This window comes from Variovorax paradoxus, from assembly GCF_030815855.1.
In the GTDB taxonomy this organism is placed as follows: domain Bacteria; phylum Pseudomonadota; class Gammaproteobacteria; order Burkholderiales; family Burkholderiaceae_C; genus Variovorax; species Variovorax paradoxus_M.
In genome coordinates this window covers 4,758,096-4,782,667 of the sequence record NZ_JAUSXG010000001.1, presented here as the reverse complement: position 1 = coordinate 4,782,667, position 24,572 = coordinate 4,758,096, and the positions used below count along the sequence as shown (strand labels likewise).

The 24,572-nt window shown below is 68.2% G+C and carries 15 protein-coding genes; all 15 read left to right on the top strand.

The window, feature by feature from the left end; translation table 11 throughout:
• Positions 1-17 precede the first annotated feature (17 nt).
• Positions 18-1,346 (top strand): DotU family type VI secretion system protein, encoded by a 1,329-nt coding sequence (locus QFZ42_RS22825; RefSeq protein ID WP_307703151.1) that lies wholly within the window; start codon positions 18-20, stop codon positions 1,344-1,346.
• The gene (tssM, locus tag QFZ42_RS22820; RefSeq protein WP_307703150.1) at positions 1,343-4,942 is read left to right on the top strand and encodes a type VI secretion system membrane subunit TssM; all 3,600 of its coding nucleotides are present in this window, start codon (positions 1,343-1,345) and stop codon (positions 4,940-4,942) included. Before QFZ42_RS22825 ends, tssM begins: the two co-directional genes overlap by 4 nt.
• Positions 4,939-5,589, top strand: a complete 651-nt coding sequence (gene tagF / locus QFZ42_RS22815; protein ID WP_307703149.1) for a type VI secretion system-associated protein TagF — start codon at positions 4,939-4,941, stop codon at positions 5,587-5,589. The genes tssM and tagF overlap by 4 nt, the downstream gene beginning before the upstream one ends.
• A 644-nt stretch (positions 5,590-6,233) precedes the next feature.
• Positions 6,234-8,129 (top strand): serine/threonine-protein kinase, encoded by a 1,896-nt coding sequence (locus QFZ42_RS22810; RefSeq protein WP_307703148.1) that lies wholly within the window; start codon positions 6,234-6,236, stop codon positions 8,127-8,129.
• Between the two features lie 54 nt (positions 8,130-8,183).
• The gene (gene mltA, locus QFZ42_RS22805) at positions 8,184-9,776 is read left to right on the top strand and encodes a murein transglycosylase A (protein WP_307703147.1); all 1,593 of its coding nucleotides are present in this window, start codon (positions 8,184-8,186) and stop codon (positions 9,774-9,776) included.
• Between the two features lie 31 nt (positions 9,777-9,807).
• The gene (locus tag QFZ42_RS22800) at positions 9,808-10,557 is read left to right on the top strand and encodes a hypothetical protein (RefSeq protein ID WP_307703146.1); all 750 of its coding nucleotides are present in this window, start codon (positions 9,808-9,810) and stop codon (positions 10,555-10,557) included.
• A gap of 28 nt (positions 10,558-10,585) precedes the next feature.
• Positions 10,586-11,722, top strand: coding sequence for a hypothetical protein (locus QFZ42_RS22795; protein WP_307703145.1), 1,137 nt, complete (start codon positions 10,586-10,588; stop codon positions 11,720-11,722).
• Between the two features lie 143 nt (positions 11,723-11,865).
• Positions 11,866-13,872 (top strand): caspase family protein, encoded by a 2,007-nt coding sequence (locus tag QFZ42_RS22790; RefSeq protein ID WP_307703144.1) that lies wholly within the window; start codon positions 11,866-11,868, stop codon positions 13,870-13,872.
• Between the two features lie 68 nt (positions 13,873-13,940).
• The gene (locus tag QFZ42_RS22785) at positions 13,941-14,507 is read left to right on the top strand and encodes a type VI secretion system tube protein Hcp (RefSeq protein WP_307703143.1); all 567 of its coding nucleotides are present in this window, start codon (positions 13,941-13,943) and stop codon (positions 14,505-14,507) included.
• Between the two features lie 25 nt (positions 14,508-14,532).
• Positions 14,533-15,378: a type VI secretion system accessory protein TagJ gene (locus QFZ42_RS22780; protein WP_307703142.1), complete on the top strand. Its 846-nt coding sequence runs from the start codon at positions 14,533-14,535 to the stop codon at positions 15,376-15,378.
• Positions 15,371-15,886 carry a type VI secretion system baseplate subunit TssE gene (gene tssE, locus QFZ42_RS22775; RefSeq protein ID WP_307703141.1) on the top strand — a complete coding sequence of 172 codons (516 nt, stop codon included), beginning with the start codon at positions 15,371-15,373 and terminating at the stop codon, positions 15,884-15,886. Before QFZ42_RS22780 ends, tssE begins: the two co-directional genes overlap by 8 nt.
• Before the next feature lie 10 nt (positions 15,887-15,896).
• On the top strand, positions 15,897-17,789 hold the full coding sequence (gene tssF / locus QFZ42_RS22770) for a type VI secretion system baseplate subunit TssF (protein WP_307703140.1): 1,893 nt from the start codon (positions 15,897-15,899) through the stop codon (positions 17,787-17,789).
• Entirely contained in the window at positions 17,786-18,865 is a 1,080-nt protein-coding gene (gene tssG, locus QFZ42_RS22765; protein ID WP_307703139.1) for a type VI secretion system baseplate subunit TssG, read from the top strand. Before tssF ends, tssG begins: the two co-directional genes overlap by 4 nt.
• 39 nt (positions 18,866-18,904) lie before the next feature.
• Positions 18,905-21,634: a type VI secretion system ATPase TssH gene (gene tssH, locus QFZ42_RS22760; RefSeq protein ID WP_307703138.1), complete on the top strand. Its 2,730-nt coding sequence runs from the start codon at positions 18,905-18,907 to the stop codon at positions 21,632-21,634.
• A 43-nt stretch (positions 21,635-21,677) separates the two neighbouring features.
• Complete coding sequence (locus QFZ42_RS22755) at positions 21,678-24,539, top strand: type VI secretion system Vgr family protein (protein WP_307703137.1); 2,862 nt, start codon at positions 21,678-21,680, stop codon at positions 24,537-24,539.
• Positions 24,540-24,572: the final 33 nt, after the last annotated feature.

Below are 24,572 nucleotides of genomic sequence, written 5' to 3'. Positions count from 1 at the left end.
GGAAACGGACCACCATCATGACCACACCAGACCCCTTCGCCGCTTTCGAGTCGGAGCGCACGGTCATCAAGCCCAAGCCGCGCACGCCGGCCGGTACGCCGCCGCCTGCTGCAGCGCCCGCGCCGTTCTTCGGCGGTGCCGACCCGACGCCCGTGGCCGATGTCGGCGACATCGGCCTGCTCAATCCGCTGGTCTCTGCCGCGGGCAAGCTGCTGGTGCTCATCGGCAAGCTGCGCAACCTCGTGCAGCCGCCCAATGTGCCGGCCCTGCGCGCTTCCACCGCCGACGCGGTGAACCAGTTCGATGCCGCCGCGCGCCGCGCCGGCATCCCCAATGAGACGGTGCTTGCAGCGCGCTACGTTCTCTGCACTTCTCTCGACGAAGCCGTGGCCAACACGCCCTGGGGCGTGCAGGCCGGCTGGAACAAGCAGAGCCTCTTGGTGCAGTTCCACAACGAGACCTGGGGCGGCGAAAAAGTGTTCCAGCTGCTCGCCAAGCTCGCACAGGACGTGCCCACGCACCGCCAGCTGCTGGAGCTCATCTACAGCGTGCTCGCGCTCGGCTTCGAAGGCCGCTACCGCGTGGTCGACAACGGCCGCGCGCAGCTCGACTCGGTGCGCCAGCGCCTCGCCGACCTCATTGCCAAGGACCGCCCGCCGCTCGAGGCCGAGCTGTCGCCGCATTGGCGCGGCCAGGGCGCGGGCACGGTGCGGCTGCGCGAATCGCTGCCGCTGTGGGTGTTCGCGGCAGGCTTTGCGCTGCTGCTCGCGCTGGCCTGGTTCGGCCTGCGGCTCACGCTCAACTATCGCTCCGACACCACCTATGCCGCCGTATCGGGCCTGCGCGTGCCCAACCTCCAGATCGCGCCGCCCGCCGCACCGGCCAAGACGCCGCGGCTCGCGCGCTTTCTGGAGCCCGAGATCAAGCAGGGCCTGGTCACGGTGACCGACGAGGCCGACCGCAGTGTGGTGCGGCTGCGCGGCGATTCCTTCTTCGGCTCGGGCAGCGCCGAGCCGATGGCCGCCTCGCTGCCGGTGCTGCACCGCATCGGCCAGGCGCTCGCCGAGGTGAAGGGCGAGGTGCTGATCACCGGCCACTCCGACAACCAGCCGATCCGCTCGCTGCGCTATCCCTCCAACTGGCACCTCTCGGCCGCGCGCGCCGATGCGGTGAAGGGCTCGCTCACCACGCTGGTCGAGCCGGCCCGCATGCGCTCCGACGGCAAGGCCGACGCCGAGCCCGTGGCCGCCAACGACACGCCGGCCAACCGCGCGCGCAACCGGCGCGTCGACATCGTGCTGCTGTCCGAGCCGGACAGGGTCGCTTCGGCAGGAGTGACGAAATGATCAAGAAAATCTTCGGCTTCCTGTTCAGCCCGCTGCTGCTGACCATCCTCGCGCTGGTCATCGTCGCGTTGCTGATCTGGTGGATCGGCCCGCTGGTGAAGATCGGTGCCTGGGTGCCGCTCGAAAGCGAGCTGGCACGCGCGCTGCTGATCGGCGCCATCGTGCTCATCGTGGTGCTGCGTGCGCTCTACCGCCGGTGGCGCGCGCGCCGTGCGAGCCAGCACCTGACCGACGGCTTGATGAAGGCGCCGGCCGCGAAGACCGACGCGCCGGTCAACGGCGAACAGAAGATCCTCGACACGCGCTTCAGCGAAGCGGTCGCCACGCTCAAGCAGATGCGGCTGCACGCCGCGGGCAAGAAGCCCGGCTGGCGCGACTGGCTCTCCATCTCCGGCGGCAGCTATCTGTACGACCTGCCGTGGTACGTGTTCATCGGCGCGCCCGGTGCGGGCAAGACCACGGCGCTGGTCAACTCGGGCCTTTCGTTTCCGCTGGCCGAGAAGTTCGGCCCCGGCGCCATCCGCGGCGTGGGCGGAACGCGCAACTGCGACTGGTGGTTCACCGACGAGGCCGTGCTCATCGACACCGCCGGCCGATACACCACGCAGGACAGCCACCAGTCGGAAGACAAGAGTGCCTGGGAAGGCTTTTTGGGCCTGCTCAAGAAGGCGCGCCCGCGCCGTCCGCTCAACGGCGTGTTCCTGACCGTGAGCGTGGCCGATCTGCTGAGCCAGGGCCCCGAGCAGCGCACGCAGCTGGCCGCATCCATTCGCGCGCGGCTGCTCGAACTCGATGCGAAGCTCACCACGCGGCTGCCGGTGTACGTGCTCGTCACCAAGAGCGATTTGCTCTACGGCTTTACCGACTACTTCGACGATCTTGGAAAGGAGCAGCGCGCACAGGTGTTCGGCTTCACGCTGGCGGCCGACGAGAACGTGCAGGCGGACGAGAAGGGCCTTTCCACCGCCTTCAACCGCGAATTCGCGCTGCTGCACAACCGCGTCAACGACGGCCTGATCGCGCGCATGCAGCGCGAGACCGACGGCACGCGCCGCGCGGCGATCTTCGGCTTTCCGGCGCAGTTCGGCTCCATCGGCTCGATGCTGTCCGACCTGCTCGACCAGGTGTTCACCGGCTCGCGCTTCGCGCAGCCGCCGTGGGTGCGCGGCGTGTATTTCACCAGCGGCACGCAGGAAGGCAGCCCCATCGACCGCGTGATGGGCAGCCTGGCGCGCAGCTTCGGCATCGAGCGCGCCATGCTCGCGCCGCAGAAGTCGAGCGGCCGCAGCTACTTTCTCACCGCGCTGCTGCGCGAGGTGGTGTTCCCCGAGCAGCGCCTGGCCGGTGCCAACGTGAAGCTGGAGCGCCGGCGCCACGCGCTGCGCGTGGCGGGTGTGGCGGCGATGACGCTGGTCACGCTCGCGCTGCTCGCGGGCTGGGGCTACAGCACGCTGCAGAACGTCAACTACCTGAAGTCGGTCGAAGCACGTGTCGAGCCCGCGCGCCAGACGCTCGCGGCCCTGCCTTCGCGGGTGCAGAACCTGGTCGAGGTGGCGCCGGTGCTGCAAGGCCTGCGCGACATCTGGAAGACGCCCGACAACCGCCGGGGCGACGAGCCGCTGTCGATGACGCTCGGCCTCTACCAGGGCGACAAGCTCGACGCAGCCGCCATGCTCACGCACCAGCGCGCGCTCAACGACGCCTTCCTGCCGCAGATCGCCAAGCGCATCGAAGACCAGCTGCGCACCGCGCAGAAGGACAACCTCGAATACACGTACGAGGCGCTCAAGAGCTATTTGATGCTCTACCAGCCCGAGCATTTCGATGCCGAGGCGCTCAAGGCCTGGATCACGCTCGACTGGGCGCGCAGCCTGGACCGCGGCATTCCCGAAGACCAGCGCCAGGCCCTCGAAGACCAGCTCGACGTGCTCATTGCCCAAGGCCCGCCGCGCTCGCCGCTCAAGATGGACGAGAACCTGGTGCGCAGCGTGCGCGCCGTGCTCGCGAGCTATCCGCTGGAGCAGCGCGTGTTCAGCCGCCTGAAGCGCCAGCGCGCCACCAAGGACATTCCGGCCTTCAGCATTGCCACGGCCGCGGGCCCTTCGGCGCCGCTGGTGTTCGAGCGCATCAGCGGCAAGCCGCTGACCGAAGGCGTGCCGGGCATGTTCACCTACGACGGCTATCACAAGCGCTTCCAGAACGAAGTGACGGTGCTCACCGGCCTGCTCGCGCAGGAAGACCCGTGGGTGCTGGGGCAAGACCGCAGCGCCGCCGACCGCATGCGCGACGTGGCCGCCCTCGGCGCGCTGACCGATCGCGTGCGCCGGCTCTACCTGGCCGAATATGTCAAGGTGTGGGAGACGCTGCTGGCCGACGTGCGGCTGATCCGCGCCAGCGGGCTCGAGAAGAACATCGAGGCCGCGCGCATTCTCTCGGGCGTGGGTTCGCCGCTGGCAAACTTCCTGCGCGCGGTGGTCAAGGAAACCACGTTGATTCCCGCCGACCAGCCCAAGGACGTGGTGAGTAAGGCGACCGCCACGGTCGCCAACACGCGCAAGGGACTCGAAGATTTGTTCGGCGGCGACCCGAACAAGCCGGTGGCCAGCGGAAAGCGCATCGAGAGCATCGTCGACGACCGCTTCGAGCCGCTGCGCCGCCTCGTCACTGCCGCCGGTCCGAACCAGCCCGCGCCCATCGACGATGCGCTCAAGCTTTTCAACGAGGTGTATGTGTACCTCAACGCCGTCGACACCGCCGTGAAGGGCCGCACTTCGCCGCCGCCCGGCGACGTGGCCGGCAAGCTCAAGTCCGACGCGGGCCGCCTGCCAGAGCCGGTGCGCACGATGGTCGAGAACCTGAGCCAGTCGGGCGCGGCCCAGGCCCAGGTGGCCGAGCGCGGCAACCTGAGCCAGGACCTGCGTCCCGTGACCGAGTTCTGCAACCGCGCCATTGCGGGCCGCTATCCCTTCGTGGGCAGCAGCAAGCGCGATGTGCTGCCCGAAGACTTCGGCCAGATGTTCGGCGCCGGCGGGATGATGGACGAGTTCTTCCAGAAGCGGCTGGCCGCGCTGGTCGACACCAGCACCAAGCCCTGGCGCTACAAGCCCGTGGCCGAGCGCGGCGCCGTCACCACGCAGGCGCTGGCGCAGTTCGAGCGCGCCGCGCGCATCAAGGACATCTTCTTCCGCGGCGGCGGCCGCGGCCCTTCGATGCGGCTCGACTTCAAGCCGGTGGAGATGGACGCCGGCATCACCCAATTCATTCTGGATGTCGATGGCCAGCTCGTGAAATACGCGCACGGCCCCGTGGTGCCGATGGCCGTGCAATGGCCCGGCCCGAAGGGCAGCAACCAGGTGCGCATCCAGGTGAGCCCGCCTTCGACCACCGGCAGCTCCGGCTCCGCGGTCGACGGGCCGTGGGCGCTGTTCCGCGCACTCGACGACGGCCAGCTCGAAGCCGGCGATGCGCCCGAAAAGTTTTTTATCACCTTCCAGGTCGGCCCGCGCAAGACGCGCTTCGAGGTAACGACGAACAGCGTGCAGCATCCGATCCGCTTGAAGGAACTGCGCGAGTTTTCTTGTCCGGAGGGGTTGTGAGCGACGCGCTTGCTTTTCCTCCTTCTGCTGCTGCTTCCTCTTTCTCTGCATTGCCCGGGTGGTTCGGCAAGTTGCCGGGCATGGGGGACTTTGCGCATCGGCGTTTGCCCGAGTCGTTCCGTTCTGTGTGGGACCAATGGCTGCAGCGCGGACTGGCGCGGTTGAAGGACCGGCATGCGGACTGGATGTCGCACTACCTGCAGGCGCCGGTCTGGTGCTTTGCGCTGGGGCCGGGCGTGGCGGGCGAAGGCGCGTGGATCGGCGTGATGATGCCTTCGGTCGATGGGGTCGGGCGGTACTTTCCGATCACGCTCGCGGTCGAGTTCGATGCTTCTGTGGGCGAGACGTTGCGGGACGATGCGCTGCGGGGGGTGCTGCTGTGGTGGGAGCGGGGGACGCAGGCTGCGCTGGAGGGGCTCGAGGGGGATATGGATGCGCTGGGGTTCGATGCGATGCTGCAGCGGGTCTTTGTTGCGGCGGATGACCGCGAGGTGAGGGAGGGGGGGGTGGCGTTGCTGGCCCTGCCGGGCCCAGGAGGGTCTTTGTGGCTTGCTGATCCTGGCGCCGATGAGGGGGTTCGGATGGTCGTTGCGGGACTGCCTTTGGATGCGCAGTTCGAGGCTTTGTTTCTTGGGGGTGGGGAATGATCGGCGTTGGTCGTTTTCTTTCCCGAGGCCGGGATATCCGCCCGGCGGCGGACTCACTTTCTTTTGCTTCGCCAAAAGAAAGTAAGCAAAGAAAAGGCGACCCTACTGTCTGCGTCCCTCCGCTGCGCTGCGGGCAACCTGCGGTGCTCGACTCCGGCGGGGGTCCGCAGAACTCGCTTCGCTCAAACAGCTGCGGCCCTGATCCCGCCTCCATCTGCGCTCCTCGGCGCATACAGAAGGGGTGGGGGCCGGCAGGCCATCGCTTCGCTCGGCCCAGACACGACACCAGCAGCCAACGCCGACAGCCCGATACCAACCACCGCGGGCGCGCAGCGCCTGCGGTGGCTTGGTGGCCGAGCGAAGCAAAGGCCCGTTCGGTTTCCAAGCCCCTCTGTGTGCGCCGAGGAGCGCAGCGTTTCGCGGATCAGGGCCGCAGCTGTTTGAGCGAAGCGAGTTCTGCGGACCCCGCGAAACGCGAGCACCGCAGGTTGCCCCGTAGCGAAGCGCAGGGGTCGCAGACAGTGGGGTCGCCTTTCTTTTGCCTACGTTTCTTTGGCGAAGCAAAGATAAAGTAGGTCGCCCGCCGGGGCGAGACCCGGCCTCGGAAGACAAGCCCCCGTCCACGTTCAAACGGGAGCCAGCCAATGACCGATACACCAACCGGCAACACACCTCCAGAAGACGACCGAACCCAAGTCATGTCGAGGCCAGCCCAACAACAAGACACCTCAGTCACGGTCATCACAGCCAGCCCCACAAGCCTCTCCAACGTCCCGGTCACCAGCCCCGCCACGGAAGCCAACGAAGCCGGCCTCCTCCCCGTAGGCGCCCGCCTCGCAGAATTCGAAATCACCCGAGTCGTAGGCCAGGGCGGCTTCGGCGTCGTCTACGAAGCCTGGGACCACGCCCTCGAACGCGTCGTCGCCATCAAGGAATACCTTCCGACCTCGCTGTCGACAAGACAGCACGACGGAGCCGTGGTCCCCCTGTCGGAGCGGCACCGCGAAACCTTCGACCTCGGCATGCGCAGCTTCATCAACGAAGCCCGCCTGCTCGCGCAGTTCGACCATCCCTCGCTGCTGAAGGTCTACCGCTTCTGGCAGGAGCGCGGCACCACCTACATGGTGATGCCGTTCTACCGCGGCGACACGCTGCGCCAGGCGCTGGTGTCCATTCCCGCCGGCGTGGACGAGGCGTGGCTGATCCGCATCATGGACGGCGTCACGCAGGCGCTGGGGGTGATGCACGGCGCCAACTGCTACCACCGCGACATCGCGCCCGACAACATCATCCTGCTCGAAGGCTCGGGCCGGCCCGTGGTGCTCGACTTCGGCGCCGCGCGCCGCGTGATCACCGACAAGACGCAGGCGATCACCGTCATCCTCAAGCCCGGCTACGCACCCATCGAGCAGTACGCCGAGATGCCCGACATGTCGCAGGGCGCGTGGACCGATGTCTATGCACTCGCGGCCGTGATGCACGTGGCGGTGTGCGGGCGCGCGCCGCCGCCTTCGGTAGCGCGGCTGCTGTCCGACAGCTATGTGCCGCTGGCGGGCAACGAGATCCTGCGCCAGCGCTACAGCCTGCGGCTGCTGCAGGCGATTGACGCCGGGCTGGGCGTGCGGCCCGAGTCACGACCGCAGTCGATGGCCGAGTTCCGCGCCGCGCTCGATCTGGAAGTGGGCCACAGCATCGCGCCGGTGTCGCGCACCTCGCCGCCAGCTTCCCCTGGCGCACGCAAGACCGGCAGCAACGCCGACGCGCCGACGGTCATCGGCCGCGGCAAGACCTCCGCGCCGGGGCCCGATGGCGGCGGCTTTGGAAAAAAAAGCAAGGCCGTGCCTGCCATCGCATCTCTGGCGGTGGCCGCCGTGGTGGCGGGCGGCGGTTGGTGGTGGTACCAGGGCCGCACTCCGGGCGCGGAGGGCGACGGCGGTGCAAAGCAGGCGATCGTGACGCCTCCGCCGCCGCCCGAAAACCGCGGGACCGAGACGCCTCCGCCACCACCACCGCCTCCTCCATCGCTGCCCCGCACGCCGCTCGACTCGCTGCAGTCGCTTGCCGCGGGCGCCGCGCCGGGCTTCGATGTGACGGCCACGCCGAAGAAGCCCGAGGTGTCGATCGGCAAGGACAAGCTGGCCTTCGAGGTCCGCAGCAAGCGCGAAGGTTTTGTCTACGTGTTCTTGCTGTCGAGCGGCGGCGAGATGTTCTTGCTGTTCCCGAACCTGCTCGACAAGTACAACAAGATCACCGCCGGCAGCCCGCTCTCGCTGCCGCGCGCCTCCTGGCCGATGGATGCGGGCGGCCCGGCCGGCACCAACCAGTTCGCGGTGCTCGTGAGCGAGCACGAGCGCGACTTCAGCGCCTCGGGCGTCAAGAACGACGGCGTGTTTCCGCAGTTTCCGCTGCCCGTGCTGGCGGCGCTCGAAGCCACGCGCGGCACGGGGCCGTCGCCTTTGCTGGGCCAGCCGGTGTGCGCGCCCAACACCCCATGCAACGACGTCTACGGCGTCGCGAATTTCAAAATCGTCGAGAAGTAATCGTCTGTAGAGCGGTGGCCCGATGGGCCGTCTTTTTCGGACAAGGAGGCTTTCATGTACACGCAGTCGCCGATCTTCATTTTTTCCGCCCTTCGCTGGGCGGCGGTCACCGCGGCGGTGCTCGCAGCGGGTTGCGCCAACACGCCGCCCGCAGCGAGCTCCGGCGCCGGTTCCACCACCGCCTCCGACACCGGGACAGCGACCGCGGCGGGTACGTCGCGCCCGGCCTCCACCGGCGCGAGCGTGGCCGGCCAGGCGCGCACCTTCTCGACCCAGCTGGCCACCTACACCTCGGTCAGCTTCGATGCCGTGCCGGGCTGGGCGCGCGACGATTTCTCCGACAGTTGGCCGGCGTTTCTCGGCAGCTGCAAGGTGCTCACTGGCCGCGGCGCCGAGTGGAAGGACGTGTGTGCGCGCGCCCTCAGGGTCGACAGCAAGAACAGCACCGCCATCCGCGGCTTCTTCGAGCAGGAGTTCTCGGCCTACCAGATCCGCGACGACGACCGCAAGCCCGACGGCGTGGTCACCGGCTACTTCGAGCCCGAGATCGCCGGCAGCCGCCAATACGCGGCGCCTTTCATCTACCCGGTGTACGGCCAGCCCGAAGACATGCTGTTCGCCGATGCGCGCAAGCTGCCGGCCGGCAGCGGCACCGTGGCGGCGCGGGTCGAAGGCCGCAACGTGGTGGTGCAGACCGGGCTCAGCACGCGCGACATGGGCGCGCCGGGCCTCTATGCGCTCGACCTCTCAGGCATCACGCGCGACACGCTCGACCGCAAGGTGCGCCTGCGCATCGAGGGCAAGCAGCTGCTGCCGTACTACACGCGCGAAGAAATCGAGACCAAGGGCGCGCCCAACGCCAAGGTGCTGGCCTTCGTGAGCAGCGCCACCGCGCTCTACGAAATGCAGATCCAGGGCTCGGGCCGCATCAAGCTGGCCAACGGCGACACCATCCGCGTGGCCTACGCCGAGCAGAACGGCCAGCCCTTCCGCCCCACGCTGGCACAGGCGGCCAACGGCAAGCCGCGCACCCCGGTGAAGGTGCGCGGCTCGTCCATCGAACTGGAGCTCGACGACGGCGACGAGGACGACGACGTGGGCGGCACCAACACCATCCGCACGCGTGGCTTCACGCTCGCGCGGCCTACCGCCAGCGGCGCCGTCGTGGTGCCGGGGCGGCGCGCGGCCGGTCCGGTCATCGGTTCGGGCATCAAGGACCCGAGCTACGTGTTCTTCAAGGAATCGACATCGCCGGCGGGTGGGCCGGTGGGTGCGTTCGGCGTGCCGCTGTCGGCGGGGCGCTCGATTGCGGTGGATCCGCGCAGCACGCCGCTCGGCTATCCGGTGTTCGTGTCGACGCGCGCGCCCGGCACCGGTGCACCGATGCAGCGCCTGACCATTGCGCAGGACACCGGCGGTGCCATCCGCGGCGCGGTGCGCGCCGACTATTTCTTCGGCAACGGCCAGCAGGCCGCGACCAACGCGCGCCGCATGAAGGAGCGCGGCCAGCTCTGGATCCTGCTGCCGCGCGGCCTGGCCGTGGCCTCGGCGGCGGTGTCTTCGGCGATTCGCACGCGCGGCGGCCCGGTGGGCGCCGGCTTGCCGCAGTGTTTGGTGCCGACCGAAGGCGTTTGCGTGGACGACTAAGTCCGGCTGTCCTCCGAATCCTTGTCGCTCCATGCATGAAACGCTGTCGTCCGCGGAAAGCACCGAGCTCGTCCGCCTCTGGCGGCGCCGGCAGACGCTGTCCTCGAACGACATGGGCACCATGTACCGCATCGTCGGCGACGCGCTCGTGGCCTGCAATCCGCCCGAGCTCCAGGTGCTCGGCGAAGGCCGTCAGGAGCTGGTGGCGCAGTTCATCTATGTGAAGGTGCTGCGGCTCGACGCCGACCCCGACGAGGCCGACGAGCGCGCGAGCCACAGCGCGCCGTCCAGCGCCTTTGCACTGTGCGCTTATTTCAGGCGCTACCTGATCGACTGCACGCGCGCGAGCGCGTTCCGGCGCAAGCTCTCGATCGGCGACCAGGTCACCGAGGCGCAGCTCGAAGACGTGATCGGCGCGGACGAAGACCTCGACGGCTGCCTGGCGGAGCACGGCCTGAGCGCGGGGGCGGTGCAGCTGGCCGCGCGCGCCTTCATCGCCGAGCTGCCCGAGCCCGAGCGCATCCTGCTGTGCGAAGGTTTCGGCAAGGAGGCCGAAGGCGGCTTGTCGGGCATTGCCTCGCGTCACGCCATTGCCTCCTACCACTACCGGGCGGGCCGGCTGGGCCTGGTGCACAAGCGCGAGGGGCTCACCGCCGACTACACCAAGACCCGCCTGGGCGGCTGGATCCAGCAGACGCTGGGCATTGCCATCGAGCCCGACAACATGGCGGCGATCCTGCAGGTTTTCAAAATCCTCGGTGCTGAAGCGTCTTATGCCTGAAGACATAGCCATTCAGGAACAGACCGCCATGAACACCGAACTCTGGCCCCCCCTCAGCGTGATCCGAAGTGCGTTCCAGGCCGGGGGCGCCACGCCCGCGATGCCCGATGCGCCGGCGCACGAAGCCGGCACGGCCACCGTGGCCATGCCCGGCGCAGCACCCCGCGCCGCGCCAGGTGCCTCGGCCGCGCCGCCGCGTGCCGTGCTCGACCTTCTGCTTCCGCTGAACGAATTGGCCCGGCGCCGCGAGGCTGTTGCCCAGCGTGCCTTCACGGCGCGCTGGGCGCCGGGCCGCCTTCTGAGCGTGGTGCACGAAGGTCGCCTGCTCGGCGTGCTGCTCGACCGCTGCATCGACGGCAATCTCTGGCAGGGCTGGATGGCCGCGGGCGAGGCGGACTGGGCTGGCGCGTACGACGTGCTGCTGGAGCCCGATGACGAGCCCTTCGAGCCCGCCTTCGGGTTGGTGCAAGCGTGGAACGTGCTCACCCTCGAACCCAGCCCGCAGCTGTGCGCGCGCGTGCTCGGCGAAGTCTCCGCCACGCGGCTGGCCGCGATTCGCGCGGTGCACGACGAGTGGGCCGCGCAAGCGCCGCTGGCCATCGCGCCCGAGCCGGGGCACATCGCATTGCGCACCGTGGGTGGCGTGTTCTCGGTGCTCTCTGGAACGCCGCTGGGTGCACAAGATCCGCGTGCCGACTACCAGGCGCTTTATCGCGATGCCGCATCGCAGCTGAGCAGCGCATCGGTTGCAGCACGCACGGCCCGCGCCACGCCGCAGCTGAAGCCCGGGGGCGGCTGGTGGGGCAGCATCAGCCGCTGGTTCAGTGCCGAAGGCTGGATGCGCCCTGCGTTCGCGGTGCTCGCGCTGGTGGTCGTGGTGCAGAACGTGGGTCTCTTGAGCCAACGCGCCGAAGACGATGAGGTGCGGTTCCGTTCCGTACCGCCCGCTGCCGCCGCGCGCGCTGATCTGGTGGTGCGTTGGAAGCCCGAAGCGCGCGTCGAAGACACGGCCCGCCTGCTGCAATCGATGTCGGCCGAAGTGGTGGGCGGCCCGGGTGCGGACGGCAGCTGGCGCCTGCGCGTGGCCGACCCCGTGCAGGGGCTGGCCGCATTGGCGGCGTCGCCTCTGGTGGCCTCGGCCGGTCCGGCACCGGAGCGGCCATGAGGTGGGCCGCGCATCGGTCTTCTTTCTCCCTCCCCTTCCGGGGGAGGGCAGGGGTGGGGGCACGCGGCGTATCCATCGAGCGCTCTGCCTTCCCCCATCCCAGCCTTCCCCCGGAGGGGGAAGGAGCAATGCGGGCGCTCTGTTTGCGAATCGCATTGGCTCTGGCGCTGCTGGCATGCGGCAACGCCGCCTTCGCCACCCAACGCGCCTTGCTCGTCGGCGTTTCCGAACTCGTGAACCAACCGCAGGCCCTGTGGCTCCAGGCACCGCGCAACGACGTGGTGCTGATGCGCCAGACCCTGATGAAACAGGGCTTCGCGCCCGCCGATGTCACGGTGTTGGCCGATGGCGTTGCGGGCGCTTCGCTGCCAGAGGCGGAGCGCATCAACGAGGCATTGGCGCGGCTGCTCGAGCAGTCCCGCTCGGGCGACTTCGTGATGCTCTATTTTTCGGGCCACGGCACGCGGGTGCGCGACAGCACCAAGCGCTACCAGGAGCCCGATGGCCTGGCGGAAAACTTTCTGGCGCGCGACGCCCGCGGCATGGATGCCTCGGGCGGCAGCTTGCCTGGCGGGCTGCGCGATGTCGACTTCGACCGCTGGATCCGCGCCTTTCTGGGCAAGAACGTGTTCGTGTGGTCGGTGTTCGACACCTGCTCCGCGGCCTCGATGACGCGCAGCGCGGCAGCACAGCCGCCGGAAGATGTGGGCCCCGCGGACGATGAAGTGCGCTTTCGCGGCGTGCGTGCCGGCCAGCTTGCCGCGAGCGGGCCCGCTGCGGCACAGCCGCTGGTGCAGGCGCCACCCGAGACCGCAGCCGGCGTGCCCCGCGCGCGCTATGTGGCGTTCTTCGCATCGGAGAGCCACCAGGTCACGCCCGAGCTGCGCCTGCCGCGCAAGGCCCGCAACGCGCGCCCGCAGGGCCTGCTGACCTGGGCCGTGGCCGAGGCCCTGCAACAGAAGCCCGCGACCTGGCGCGACCTGTTCAACGGCGTGCTGGACCTCTATCCCCCCGTGATCGAAGAACTCGAATCGCGCTTTCCCGCGCGCGAGTTGCCGTCGCCGGTGGCGGAGGGCAACCTCGACCTGCCGATCTTCGCCAATGCCTCGGCGCCTCTTTCGACGCGCCCCGTGTGGCGTGCCGAACGTGCGGGCGGCAGCCTCACGCTCAAGGCCGGCCTGCTCGACGGCCTGGAGCCAGGGCAGGACCTCCGCATCGTCGCCACGCTGGCCGACGGCATCCAGCGCACGGCGCAGGGCAGGCTGGTGCAGGCCGAACTCGGCAGTGCGCGGCTGGCGGTTCCGCCGGCGCTGGCCGAACTGGCGCAGGCCACGTCATGGAGCGTGACGCCCGTGGCCGAGCCGGCCTCGGCGGCGCTGCGGGTCCGCAGCGATTCCGCGCTGCCCGGCGGACTCAGCCTCGACTACCCCGCATCCATCCGCGCGGCCGGCGAGGCGCAGGCCGATGTGCGCTGGATCGACCTGGGCGCGGCGGGCGGGCGGCTGGAGCTGCTGTCTCGCGCGCTCGCTGCGGCTGCGGAGGCGGAGGCGGGCGTTGCACCGGCCGGCATCGTGGTGCGCGACGTCGCCGAAGCCCGCGTGCGGCTCCAGGCGCTGGCGCAACTCAAGTGGATGTCGCGCCTCGCCGACCTGGCAAAAGACGGACGGCTCGACGGTTTCGACGCCGTGCTCGAAGTGCGCGACGACAGCCGCGTGCTGCGCAGCGCCAACGTGCGCGAGGCAGCCGGTGGAGCCTTGCAGCTGCGGCCGGGGGAGCGCGCCGAGCTCATGGTTCGCAACGGCAGCGGCCAGTCGATCGATCTGGTGGTGGTCGGTGTCGATGCAGAGGGCGTCGTGCGATCCGTCTATCCCGAAGACCTGGGCGAAACCAATCGCTTCGAACGCGGCACGCGCGAGTCGCCGGCCTCCAAGCGCTTTGCGCTGCCGTGGCTCACGCCCGGCCGCACGGCGCGGTTGCTGGTGCTGGCGACGCCGGCGCAAGCCCGCAGCGCGCCACGGCTCTTCGGCGCCGGTGCCGCCGAAGCGGCAACCCACACCGCGGAGCTGCGCGTGCGCGGTCAGCTCACACCCGAGCGCGAGCGCCAGGTGTACGGCGCCATGCTGCGCTGGACGAGCCCTGCCGCGCCTTGACCCGACCCATCCGCACGCATCCACCGAATCACACCCACCGAATCACATCTACCGAGAAGGAGAAGCACATGTCCATGACTTCCAACGGAGTTCCCGATCCCGACGACGCGCTGCGCATGCTCGATCTCGCACTGGGCGGAGCGAGCGGCTGCGATCTCGTGATGCTGATCGAGCACTCGGGCACCCCCATCGAGGGCGAACTGGCGCGCCAGTTCGACGACGGCAAGCCGCGCATGGAAATCGCCGGCTATTTCTGGGGCGGGCATCAGAACTCGCAGTCCGGCCGCGCCGCGGCGGCGCGCGCCTTGTCGAACTTCATCGTCGTGCGCCGGACGGATGCAGCCACGGCCTCCATCGCGAGCCTGCTGCGGGTCAATGCCGAAGCCGGCAAGGTGATCGTGAGCGTCTACAAGTCGGGCGGCGACATCAAGTCGACCGAGGCCCAGGCCATGCTGGAGTTCACCATGGAGAAGGTGAGGGTGACCAGCCACATGTTGCTCACCAACAGCGTGTTGAGCGCACCGACGGAAATCATCAGCTTCGCATTCAGGCGCTTCAGCATCCGCTCGGCGCCGCAAAAAGAGGCAGGCGCGCGCGGCGCGGTGCGCGAGTGCGTCTTCGAGTCCGCCGAGTGATCGAAACCAACCTGGGCACCCCACCATGACCGCATCCGAACTGCTGAAGGCCGCCGATCCGGTGGCCGCGCTCCAGGCACTGAGCGACGAAGTGCGTGCGAAGCCGTCCGACAGCAAGCACCGCGTCTTCCTGGCGCAGCTGCTGTGCGTGCTCGGCCAGTGGGAGCGAGCGCTCAACCAGCTCACCGTGGCGGCCGAGCTCGACGCACTGGCCGTGCCGATGAAGCAGGTGTATGGCGACGCCGTGCGCTGCGAGGGCCTGCGCGCCGAAGTGTTCGCGGGCAAGCGCACGCCCATGGTGTTCGGGCAGCCCGATGAATGGCTCGCGCTCCTGATCGAGTCGCTGCTGCGCCAGGGCCGCGGTGAAGACGGCATGGCCGAAGACCTGCGCCGGCGCGCCTTCGAGGCCGCACCGGCCATCGGCGGCACCATCGACGGCGCACCCTTCGAGTGGCTGGCCGATGCCGACATGCGCCTCGGCCCGGTGCTCGAAGCCTTCGTCAACGGCAAGTACTACTGGATTCCCTACGCGCGGCTTGCGCACATCAAGATCGAGCCGCCCGAAGACCTGCGCGATTGCGTCTGGATGCCCGCGCACCTGCAGTTCGAGAACGGCGGCGAGACGCTCGCGCTGATTCCCACGCGCTACGAGGGCAGCGAGAACAGCGCGGACGGCGAACTGCAGCTCGCGCGCAAGACCGAGTGGCGCGAACTGCGGCCCGAGGTCTGGATCGGCAGCGGCCAGCGCGTGCTGGGCAGCGACGCCGGCGAGTACGCATTGATGGACGTGCGCGAGATCCTGTTCACGCCGGGCACCAGCGCCGCCACTGCGGAAGCCGGCACGCCATCGGAGGACGGTGCCGATGGCTGAACTCACCGCGCAGGAGCGGCTGCAGCCGTCGCTGCTCGACCGGCTCGTCGACTATGCGCCGGACGAGAAGCGCGAGAGCGACGACAAGCGCACGCTCACCAAGCAGGCGCTGCGCCAGGCCGTGCTGCGCGACCTCGGCTGGCTTTTCAACGCCACCAGCTACGGCCTCGCGATGGACGACAAGCGCTTTCCGAATGCGGCGCGTTCCGTCATCAATTACGGATTGCCTATGCTGTCTGGCCAGTACACCTCGTCGGTGCAGCGTGTCAGCATGGAGCAGGCTTTGAAGAACGCAATCCTGCAGTTCGAGCCACGCATCCTGTCCCGCACTCTCGAAGTTGAACTCGTCATGGAAGGCTCGGCATTGGACTCCCACAACAGCATCGGTCTGCAGATTCGCGGCATGCTGTGGGCGCAGCCCGTGCCGCTCGAGTTCCTGATGCGCAGCCGCGTCGATCTGGAAGAAGGCCGCATAGAGATCGTGGACATGGCGCAAGCCCAGAGATAAGTCCGCCGCCATGGACCCCCGGTTGCTGAGCCTGTATGAACAGGAACTGCGCTACTTCCGCGAAAGCTCTTCGGAGTTCGCGCGCGCCTTTCCGAAAATTGCGCATCGCCTGGGCATCGAAGGCCAGGAGGTCGCCGACCCCTACGTCGAGCGGCTGATCGAGGCCACCGCATTCCTCTCGGCCCGCGTGGGGCTGAAGCTCGATGCCGAATACCCGCGCTTCACGGGACACCTGCTCGACATCGTCTATCCGCATTTCCTGGCGCCCACGCCGGCCATGGCGATCGTGTCGGTGGTGCCGGATGCCGACGACGCCAAGCTCGCCACCGGCCCGACGCTGCCGCGCGGCAGCGGGCTGCGCGCGCGGCAGGCGGTGGGGCAGAACACGCATTGCGAATTCCGCACCGCCAGCGCGCTGCGCGTCTGGCCGGTCGAAGTTCTGCGCGCCCAGTATTTCACCTACGCGCCGGACCTGCCGTTGAATGCGCACCCGCAGTCGCGTGCGATTCGCGGTGGCCTCCGCATTGCGCTGCGCGCGACGGCGGGGCTCAATTTCAGCCAGATCGCCATGGACGAACTCGTGCTGCACTTCGGCGGCGCCGAAGACGTGGCGTGGCAACTGCACGAATGCGCGCTCGGGCAGCCCGTGGGCGTGCTGGTGCGGCCGATGGCGCCCGGCGGCGCGATGCAGGGCGCGATGAAGACGCTGCCCGGCAGCGCCATCCAGCCGGTGGGCTTCGAGGAAGACGAGGCGCTGCTGCCGGTCACGGCCACCGGCTTCTCGGGCTTCAGGCTGCTGCAGGAGTACTTCGCGTTTCCGCAGCGCTTTCAGTTCGCCCGCATCGGCGGCCTGCAGCCGCTGCTGGCGGACATGGCCGTGACGGAGGTCGAGGTCGTGCTGCTGTTCTCGCGCGGCGATGCGGCGCTCGAAAAGCTGGTGAGCGCCGACAACGTGCAGCTGCATTGCGTGCCCGTGGCCAACCTCTTCAGCAAGCGGCTCGACCGCGTGCCCGTGTCGGAGGGCGTGAGCCAGTTCCACCTGGTGCCCGACCGCACGCGCCCGCAGGACTTCGAGGTGCACACCGTGACCGAGGTGACCGGACACGGCGCACCCGGCGCCGCGGACACGGCCGCCGAGCAGTCGTTTCGTCCGTTCTATTCGGCCTTTCATGGCAGCCGCCACGCGCACCCGGCCTACTACACGACCACGCGCGAGCCGCGCATGCTCTCGGTACGCCAGCGCACCGAAGGACACCGCAGCAGCCATATCGGCTCCGAGGTCTACATGCAGATCGTCGATCCGCAGCAGGCCCCGTACTCGACCGCGCTGCGCCAGCTCGCGGTGACGGCGCTGTGCACCAACCGCGACTTGCCGCTCCTGATGCCGCTGGGCCGCGACAACGACTTCGATTGCATCGACTCTTTTCCGGCGCAGCGCGTGCGCATGGTGCGCGGGCCTTCGCGGCCGGTGTCGCCGGTGGTCAGCCAAGGCCTGGGTTGGCGCGTGGTCGACCACCTGGCGCTCAACTACCTGTCGCTTTCGGACAGCACGCCCGAGCAGGGCGCCGCCGCATTGCGCGAGACCTTGATGCTCTACGCCGTGCATGCGGACGAAATGCGCCAGGGGCAGGTGCGCGGCCTGCTTTCCGTCAAGAGCAAGCCCGTGGCGCGCCGGTTGCCGCTGCCCGGCCCGATCGCGTTCGGCCGCGGGCTCGAAGTGACGCTCGAAGTCGACAAGGATGCGTTCCACGGCCACAGCGTTTTTCTTTTTGGCGCCGTGATGGCGCGCTACCTGGCGCGCCACGTGGAGGTCAACCACTTTGTCGAGGCCGTGCTGCGCATTGCGGGCAAGGGCGAAATCATGCGCTGGAGGCCGCTGTGCGGGACACGCCAGATCCTGTGAGCACCGCCGCAGGCGGGCCAGTCAGCACGCGCGTGGACAACGCGCTGCGCGAGTGGTCGGCCGAGCCCTGGACGTTCGACTACTTTGCGGTGCTGCGCCGGCTGGAGTCGATTGCCGGAACCACGCCGCGCTGGGGCCGCGCGCTGTTGCCGAATGCGGAGCCGGTGCGCGTGGGGCAGGAGCCTTCGCTTTCGTTCGCGCCGGCCAGCTTCAGCCGCTTCGAACCCGCGACCGCCTATTCGCCGCCGCGCCTGCGCCAGCATTTCTTCAGCTACATCGGCCCCAACGGTCCGCTGCCGGTGCACCTGAGCGACTTCATTCGCGAGCGCAGCATCAACCAGGGCGATCCGACGTGGCTGGCTTTCCTGGACAGCTTTTCGCACCGCTTCTCGTTGCACTTCTACCGGGCCTGGGCGCAGTCGCGGCCGGCGGTGGCCCTCGACCGGCCCGATGAGGACAGGTTCAGGCTGCAGATCGGCGCGCTGGTCGGCATCGGCGCACCAGGGCGCATCGGGCGCGACGAGGTGCACGACGACGCGCGCCTGCATTTCTCCGGCTGGCTGGCACGCCGCGTGCACAACGTCGAAGGCGTTCAGGCGGTGCTGTGCAGCTACTTCGGCGTGCCGTTCAAGCTGGAGCGCTGGGTCGGCCACTGGATGAGCCTGCCCGCCGGCGAACTCACCCGGCTGGGGCAGGGCGAGACCTCGCGTTCGATGGGCATGGGCGCCATGCTCGGCACGCGCGCGTGGGACCGGCAGCATCGCGTGCGGCTGCATGTGGGTCCGCTCACGCTCGACCAGTACCGCATGTTCCTTCCCATCGGCGATGCGCAGCCCGTGCTGCAGCGCTGGATGCAGCAGCTGCTCGGTGACGAGCTCGAGTGGGATGCGCAGCTTGCACTGCAAGGCGCGCAGGTGCCGCCCACGCGTCTCGGCCAGGCGAAAGGCAACGCGCCGCGCCTCGGATGGATCGCCTGGCTCGGGCAACGGCCGCGCGCGCGAGACGCGGCCGACGTGCGCATCGCAAGCCAGCCGGCCGGCGCGAAGCCGCGGCCGCACGCGCCTCCAATTCAATAAACCCATCTTCATTCGTCTTGAAGAGATACGGAGTCCTCCATGAGTGAAATCAGCCGCACCGCCCTTTTCGGCAAGCTCAATTCGCTGGCCTACAAAGCCATCGAAGGCGCCACGGTGTTCTGCAAGATGCGGGGCAATCCGTATGTGGAACTTGAGCACTGGTTCGCTCAGCTGCTGCAGGCACAAGACTCCGACCTGCACCGCGTGATCCAGCACTACGGGCTCGACGTGTCGGTGATTGCCAAGGACATGACCGCCGCGCTCGACCGGCTGCCGCGCGGCGCCACCGCCATCAGCGACTTTTCTCCGCACATCGAGAACGCCATCGAACGCGCCTGGACCTACGCCACGCTGCAGTTCGGCGAGGCGCAGGTGCGCACCGGCTACATCCTGGTGGGCATGCTCAAGACGCAGAGCCTGCGCAATCCGCTGTTCGGCTTGTCGAAGCAGTTCGAGAAGATCAAGGTCGAGGATCTGGCCGACAACTTCGTGAAGGTCTGCGATGCCTCGCCGGAAGCGCAGATGCGCGCGCAAGACGGCACCGGCATGGGCAGCGGCGCGCCGGGCGAAGACTCGGGTGCGATGGCGCCGGCGGCCATGGGCAAGGGCGATGCACTGAAGAAGTTCGCGGTCGACCTGACCGAGAAGGCCAAGAAGGGCGAGATGGACCCGATCACCGGGCGCGACGAAGAAATCCGCCAGATCGTCGACATCCTGATGCGCCGCCGCCAGAACAATCCGCTGCTGACCGGCGAGGCGGGCGTCGGCAAGACGGCGGTGGTCGAAGGCTTCGCGCAGCGCCTTGCGCGCGGCGACGTGCCGCCGCAGCTGAAAGACGTGAAGCTGCTCACGCTCGACATCGGCCTGTTGCAGGCCGGCGCAAGCATGAAGGGCGAGTTCGAGCAGCGCCTGCGACAGGTGATCGACGAGGTGCAGAGCTCACCGACACCCATCATTCTTTTCATCGACGAGATCCACACGCTCGTGGGTGCGGGCGGCGCGGCCGGCACCGGCGATGCGGCCAACCTGTTGAAGCCGGCGCTGGCGCGCGGCAACCTGCGCACCATCGGCGCGACGACCTGGGCCGAGTACAAGAAATACATCGAGAAGGACCCGGCGCTCACGCGGCGCTTCCAGGTGGTGCAGGTGCCCGAGCCCGACGAGGTGAAGGCGATTCTGATGCTGCGCGGCGTGGCCAGCGTGCTCGAAAAGCACCACCGCGTGCAGCTGCTCGACGAGGCCATCGAGGCGGCTGTGAAGCTGTCGCATCGCTACATTCCCGCGCGCCAGTTGCCCGACAAGGCTGTGAGCCTGCTCGACACGGCCTGCGCCCGCGTGGCCGTGTCGCAGCACGCGACGCCACCCGAGGTGGAAGACTGCATGCGCCGTATCGAGGGGCTCACGGTCGAGCAGGAGATCATCGGTCGCGAGGAAGCCATCGGCATCGACGTGACCAAGCGCTCGGCGCAGGTGGAGGCGCTGCTGGCCGAATCGAAGCTGCAGCTCGAAGGACTGAATGCGCGCTGGCAGGAAGAGAAGGGGCTGGTCGATCGGCTGCTGGAGTTGCGCGCGAAGCTGCGGGCGGGGAACAAGCCGGTGGATGCAGCGTTCGCGGAGGGCAATGCCAAGGCCGACGTGCCCCCACCCCAGCCCTCCCCCAGCGGGGGCGGGAGCGAAGACCGGGCTGTGCTGCTTGAAGAGCTGCACGCGCTGCAAGCCAAGATCCATGCGGTACAGGGCGAGTCGCCGCTCATCCTGCCCTCTGTCGACGAGCAGGCCGTGGCCTCGGTGGTGGCCGACTGGACCGGCATTCCCGTCGGCCGCATGGTCAAGAACGAAGTCGAGGCGGTGCTCAAGCTGGCCGACACACTGAACATGCGCGTCATCGGCCAGAAGCACGGCTTGGAAATGATCGCGCGCCGCATTCAAACGTCGCGCGCGCGGCTCGACAACCCGCAGAAACCGATCGGCGTGTTCATGCTCTGCGGCACCTCCGGCGTCGGCAAGACCGAGACCGCATTGGCACTGGCCGAGGCGCTCTACGGCGGCGAGCAAAACATCATCACCATCAACATGAGCGAGTTCCAGGAGGCGCACACCGTCTCCACGCTCAAGGGCGCGCCGCCCGGGTACGTGGGCTACGGCGAGGGCGGCATCCTGACCGAGGCCGTGCGCCGCCGGCCCTACAGCGTGGTGCTGCTCGACGAGGTGGAAAAGGCTCACCCCGACGTGCACGAGATCTTCTTTCAGGTCTTCGACAAGGGCTGGATGGAAGACGGCGAAGGCCGCATGATCGACTTCAAGAACACGATCATCCTCCTCACCACCAACGCCGGCAGCGAGCTCGTGATGAGCATGTGCCGCGACCCCGAGCTGCTGCCCGATTCCAACGCGCTGGCCGATGCGCTCAAGGCGCCGCTCATGAAGGTGTTCCCGCCCGCGCTGCTGGGCCGCATCGTCACCATTCCCTACTACCCACTGTCGCCCGACATGATGAAGAAGATCGTGCGGCTGCAGCTGGGCCGCATCAAGAAGCGCGTGGAGACCAACCACGGCGTGCCCTTCGAATACAGCGACGCGGTGGTCGACCAGGTGGTGGCGCGCTGCCAGGACCCGGAGTCCGGCGGCCGCGTGATCGACGCGATCTTGACCAACACCGTGCTGCCGACGATTTCGGTCGAGTACCTGCAACGCCTGGCATCGGGCGGCGAGATCCGCCGCGTGGCGCTGGATGTGAAGGACGCTGATTTCACCTACGCCTTCGACTAGCGCCCAGCGCTGCCCGACGCCACGCCTGAAGAGAACACAACACATGTCGCATGACTTCCGCATCGAGAGCGAGTCGCCCGCCAAGGACGACCTCATGTTCTGGTCCATTGCAGGCCACGAGGCCCTGGCAAGGGCCTCGACCTACGAGCTCACGGTGCTGTCGGAGAACGCCTTCATCGACGCCAAGGACATCCTTGGCCACGCCTTCGATGTAGTGATCGACTTCTCCGATGCCGACGGGGCGACGCACGAGCGCCACTGCCAGGGGCATGCGGTGCGTTTTACCCGTGGGCAGCAGCTGGGGCGCTACTTTCGCTACCAGATACGGCTGCGTTCGTGGTTCTGGCTGCTGACCAAGCGCGCCAACTCGCGCATCCTGCAGGACAAGCCGGTGCTCGGCATCCTGGATGCGGTGTTCGAGGACAGCCCAATCAAGCGCTTCAAGAAGACGCGCACCGACAACGTGGTGGGCACGCATCCGGCCCGGCGCTATTGCGTGCAGTTCCAGGAGAGCGACTACAACTACCTCTCGCGCCTCCTGGAGGCCGAAGGCATCTACTACTGGTTCGATGCCCACGACGCGCCCGGCACCATGCACCTGTCCGACGCCAGCGGCATCGCCCACGAGAAGCTTGCGGTAGAGGCCAAGCTGCGCTTTGCATCCCCGGACGTCAGCGAGGCGCGCTTCAACGAGATCAGCGAATGGATCGATGTCCGCCGCTTCGACAGCGGCAAGTACGCCACGCGGGACGTCGACTACAAGGCGATCAAGAAGCCGCTGAGCGTGGACGTGGACGTGCAGGAAAAGCACGAGCTCTCGGATATCGAGGTGTTCGAATACCCGGGCAACTATTTCACCGGGGAAGAGGTGGACGCCGCCGTCAAGGTGCACCTCGAGGAGTTCGACGGACGCCGCGAGCGGCACTGGGGCCTGACCTCCTGGCCCGACGTTGCGGCAGGGCGCAGCTTCGACTTCGAGGGCGACCGGGGCGGCCTGCGCGACGGCGAGTACGTCATCGGCGGCTGCGTGTTCGTGGTCAGCCATCGGGGCTACGAAGGCGCCAGCGACGACGGAGACTCGCAATCAGCCGCGGCGCTGCTGTCCGAGGCGATCCTCGACGACGCCGTCAATGCGGACGTGATGACCGCCTTCACGGAGCTCCTGGAGCGGCAACCGTCGCTGCGCACCGGGGCGCGGGGCGCCAGCGCCTTCCTGATTACCGCGTTGCCGATCGAGCGCACGTTCCGTCCGCCCCGGCTGACGCCGCGCGTGGCGATGCCCGGCCCGCAGAGCGCCATCGTCTGCGGCCCCGAAGGCGAAGAGCTCCATGTGGACGAAGGCCGCGTGATGGTCCACTTCCATTGGGACCGCTACAACGATGGAGACGGCAAGGCCACCTGCTGGATACGCTGTTCGCAGCCCTGGGCCGGCAAAGGCTGGGGCGGCTACTTCACACCGCGCATCGGACAGGAGGTGATCGTCGAGTTCATGAACGGCGACCCGGACCGGCCTGTCATTACCGGCCGCGTCTACAACGACGACCAGCCCATTCCGTACAAGTCGCCCACGCAGAGCGGCTTCAAGACGCGCTCCACGCCGGGCGGCGGTCCCGCGAACTACAACGAGATCATGTTCGAGGACAAGAAGGGGCACGAGCTCCTCAACATCCACGCCGAAAAGAACATGGCCACCACGGTGGAGAACGATGACTCCGGCCACGTGATGCGCGACCAGAGCCTGACCGTCGACCGCCACCGCACGATCATGGTGAAAGGCAAGGAAGAGCACACGGTCATGAAGACGCAGATGAACCACGTGGTTCAGGCGCAGACCAACAAGTTCGATGCCGACACCTTCACCACCACGCTGGGCAACCAGACCGTCGGCACCAAGGGCAAGCAGGACATGGTGGTGAACGGCGCCGTTACCTCGCACACCAACAGCACCTACACCCTGACCACCGTGGGCGCGTTCTCGCAGACCTCGGCGTCGATGACGGTCAATTCGGTGGGAGCGGTTGCGTTGACCTCGGGCGCGAACATCGCAATAAGTTCAGTCGGCGAGCTGAAGCTGGCCACCAACGCAGACCGCGTGGACGCGAGTGTCGGCGCGCACAGCATCTTTGCCAACTCGATCAAGGCGGTGTCGAACTCGAACCTCGAGATGTTCGCCGTGGGCAACATCAACGCCACGTCGAACGGCTCCAACACCACCGTGCTGGGCCCCAACTCCAGCGGCTACATCGGCGTCAACAGCGAAGCCAACATGGGCATGGCGCGCTCGACCTTCATGGGGCTGTCGATCGACACGATGATGGGCCTGAGCATGGCTTCGTGCCTGGCGCTGCAAATGGAGACGGCGGCGGCGCTGAAGCTCGGCTTTGCGGGTGTGGACCTGAGCATCTCGCCTGTCGACGTGGAGCAGCGGGCGGCCAAAGTCATCATGCCCGGCGGCGGTGCGGGCGCGGGGGCCGGCGGGGCGCTTGCCCTGGGCGCGTCCATTGGCGCTGCAATCGGTGCGGTCGCCTATTCGATCGCGGCCGCCTACACCGACATCCGGGCCACCAACCAGCAGTACACGGACGCAGCGGCTGCGCTGCAAGAAGCCGCGACGCAGGCGAAGAACCTCGGGCTGCACGGCATGGCATCGCGCCTGGCCGCCGCCCAGGGGATTGCCGAAGCCCGCAGGGACAACGGCTGGGCCAACCCCGACAACATTCGCCTGCATTCGGCGCCCGCCGACAAGGCCGCGCAATACACGAACGACAAGCAGCTGGGAGCACCGCCCGATGCCGTTGCGGACAACGGCTCGAAGGTGGCCGCGGGCGCATCGAAGATGCCAACCTCCGCTCCCCAGCCGGCCGCCTCGAAGGGGCTGCCCGTACCGCCGACGGCGACCGACTGAGCTGGCGCTCCGCACAACCGCGCGCAGGACAAC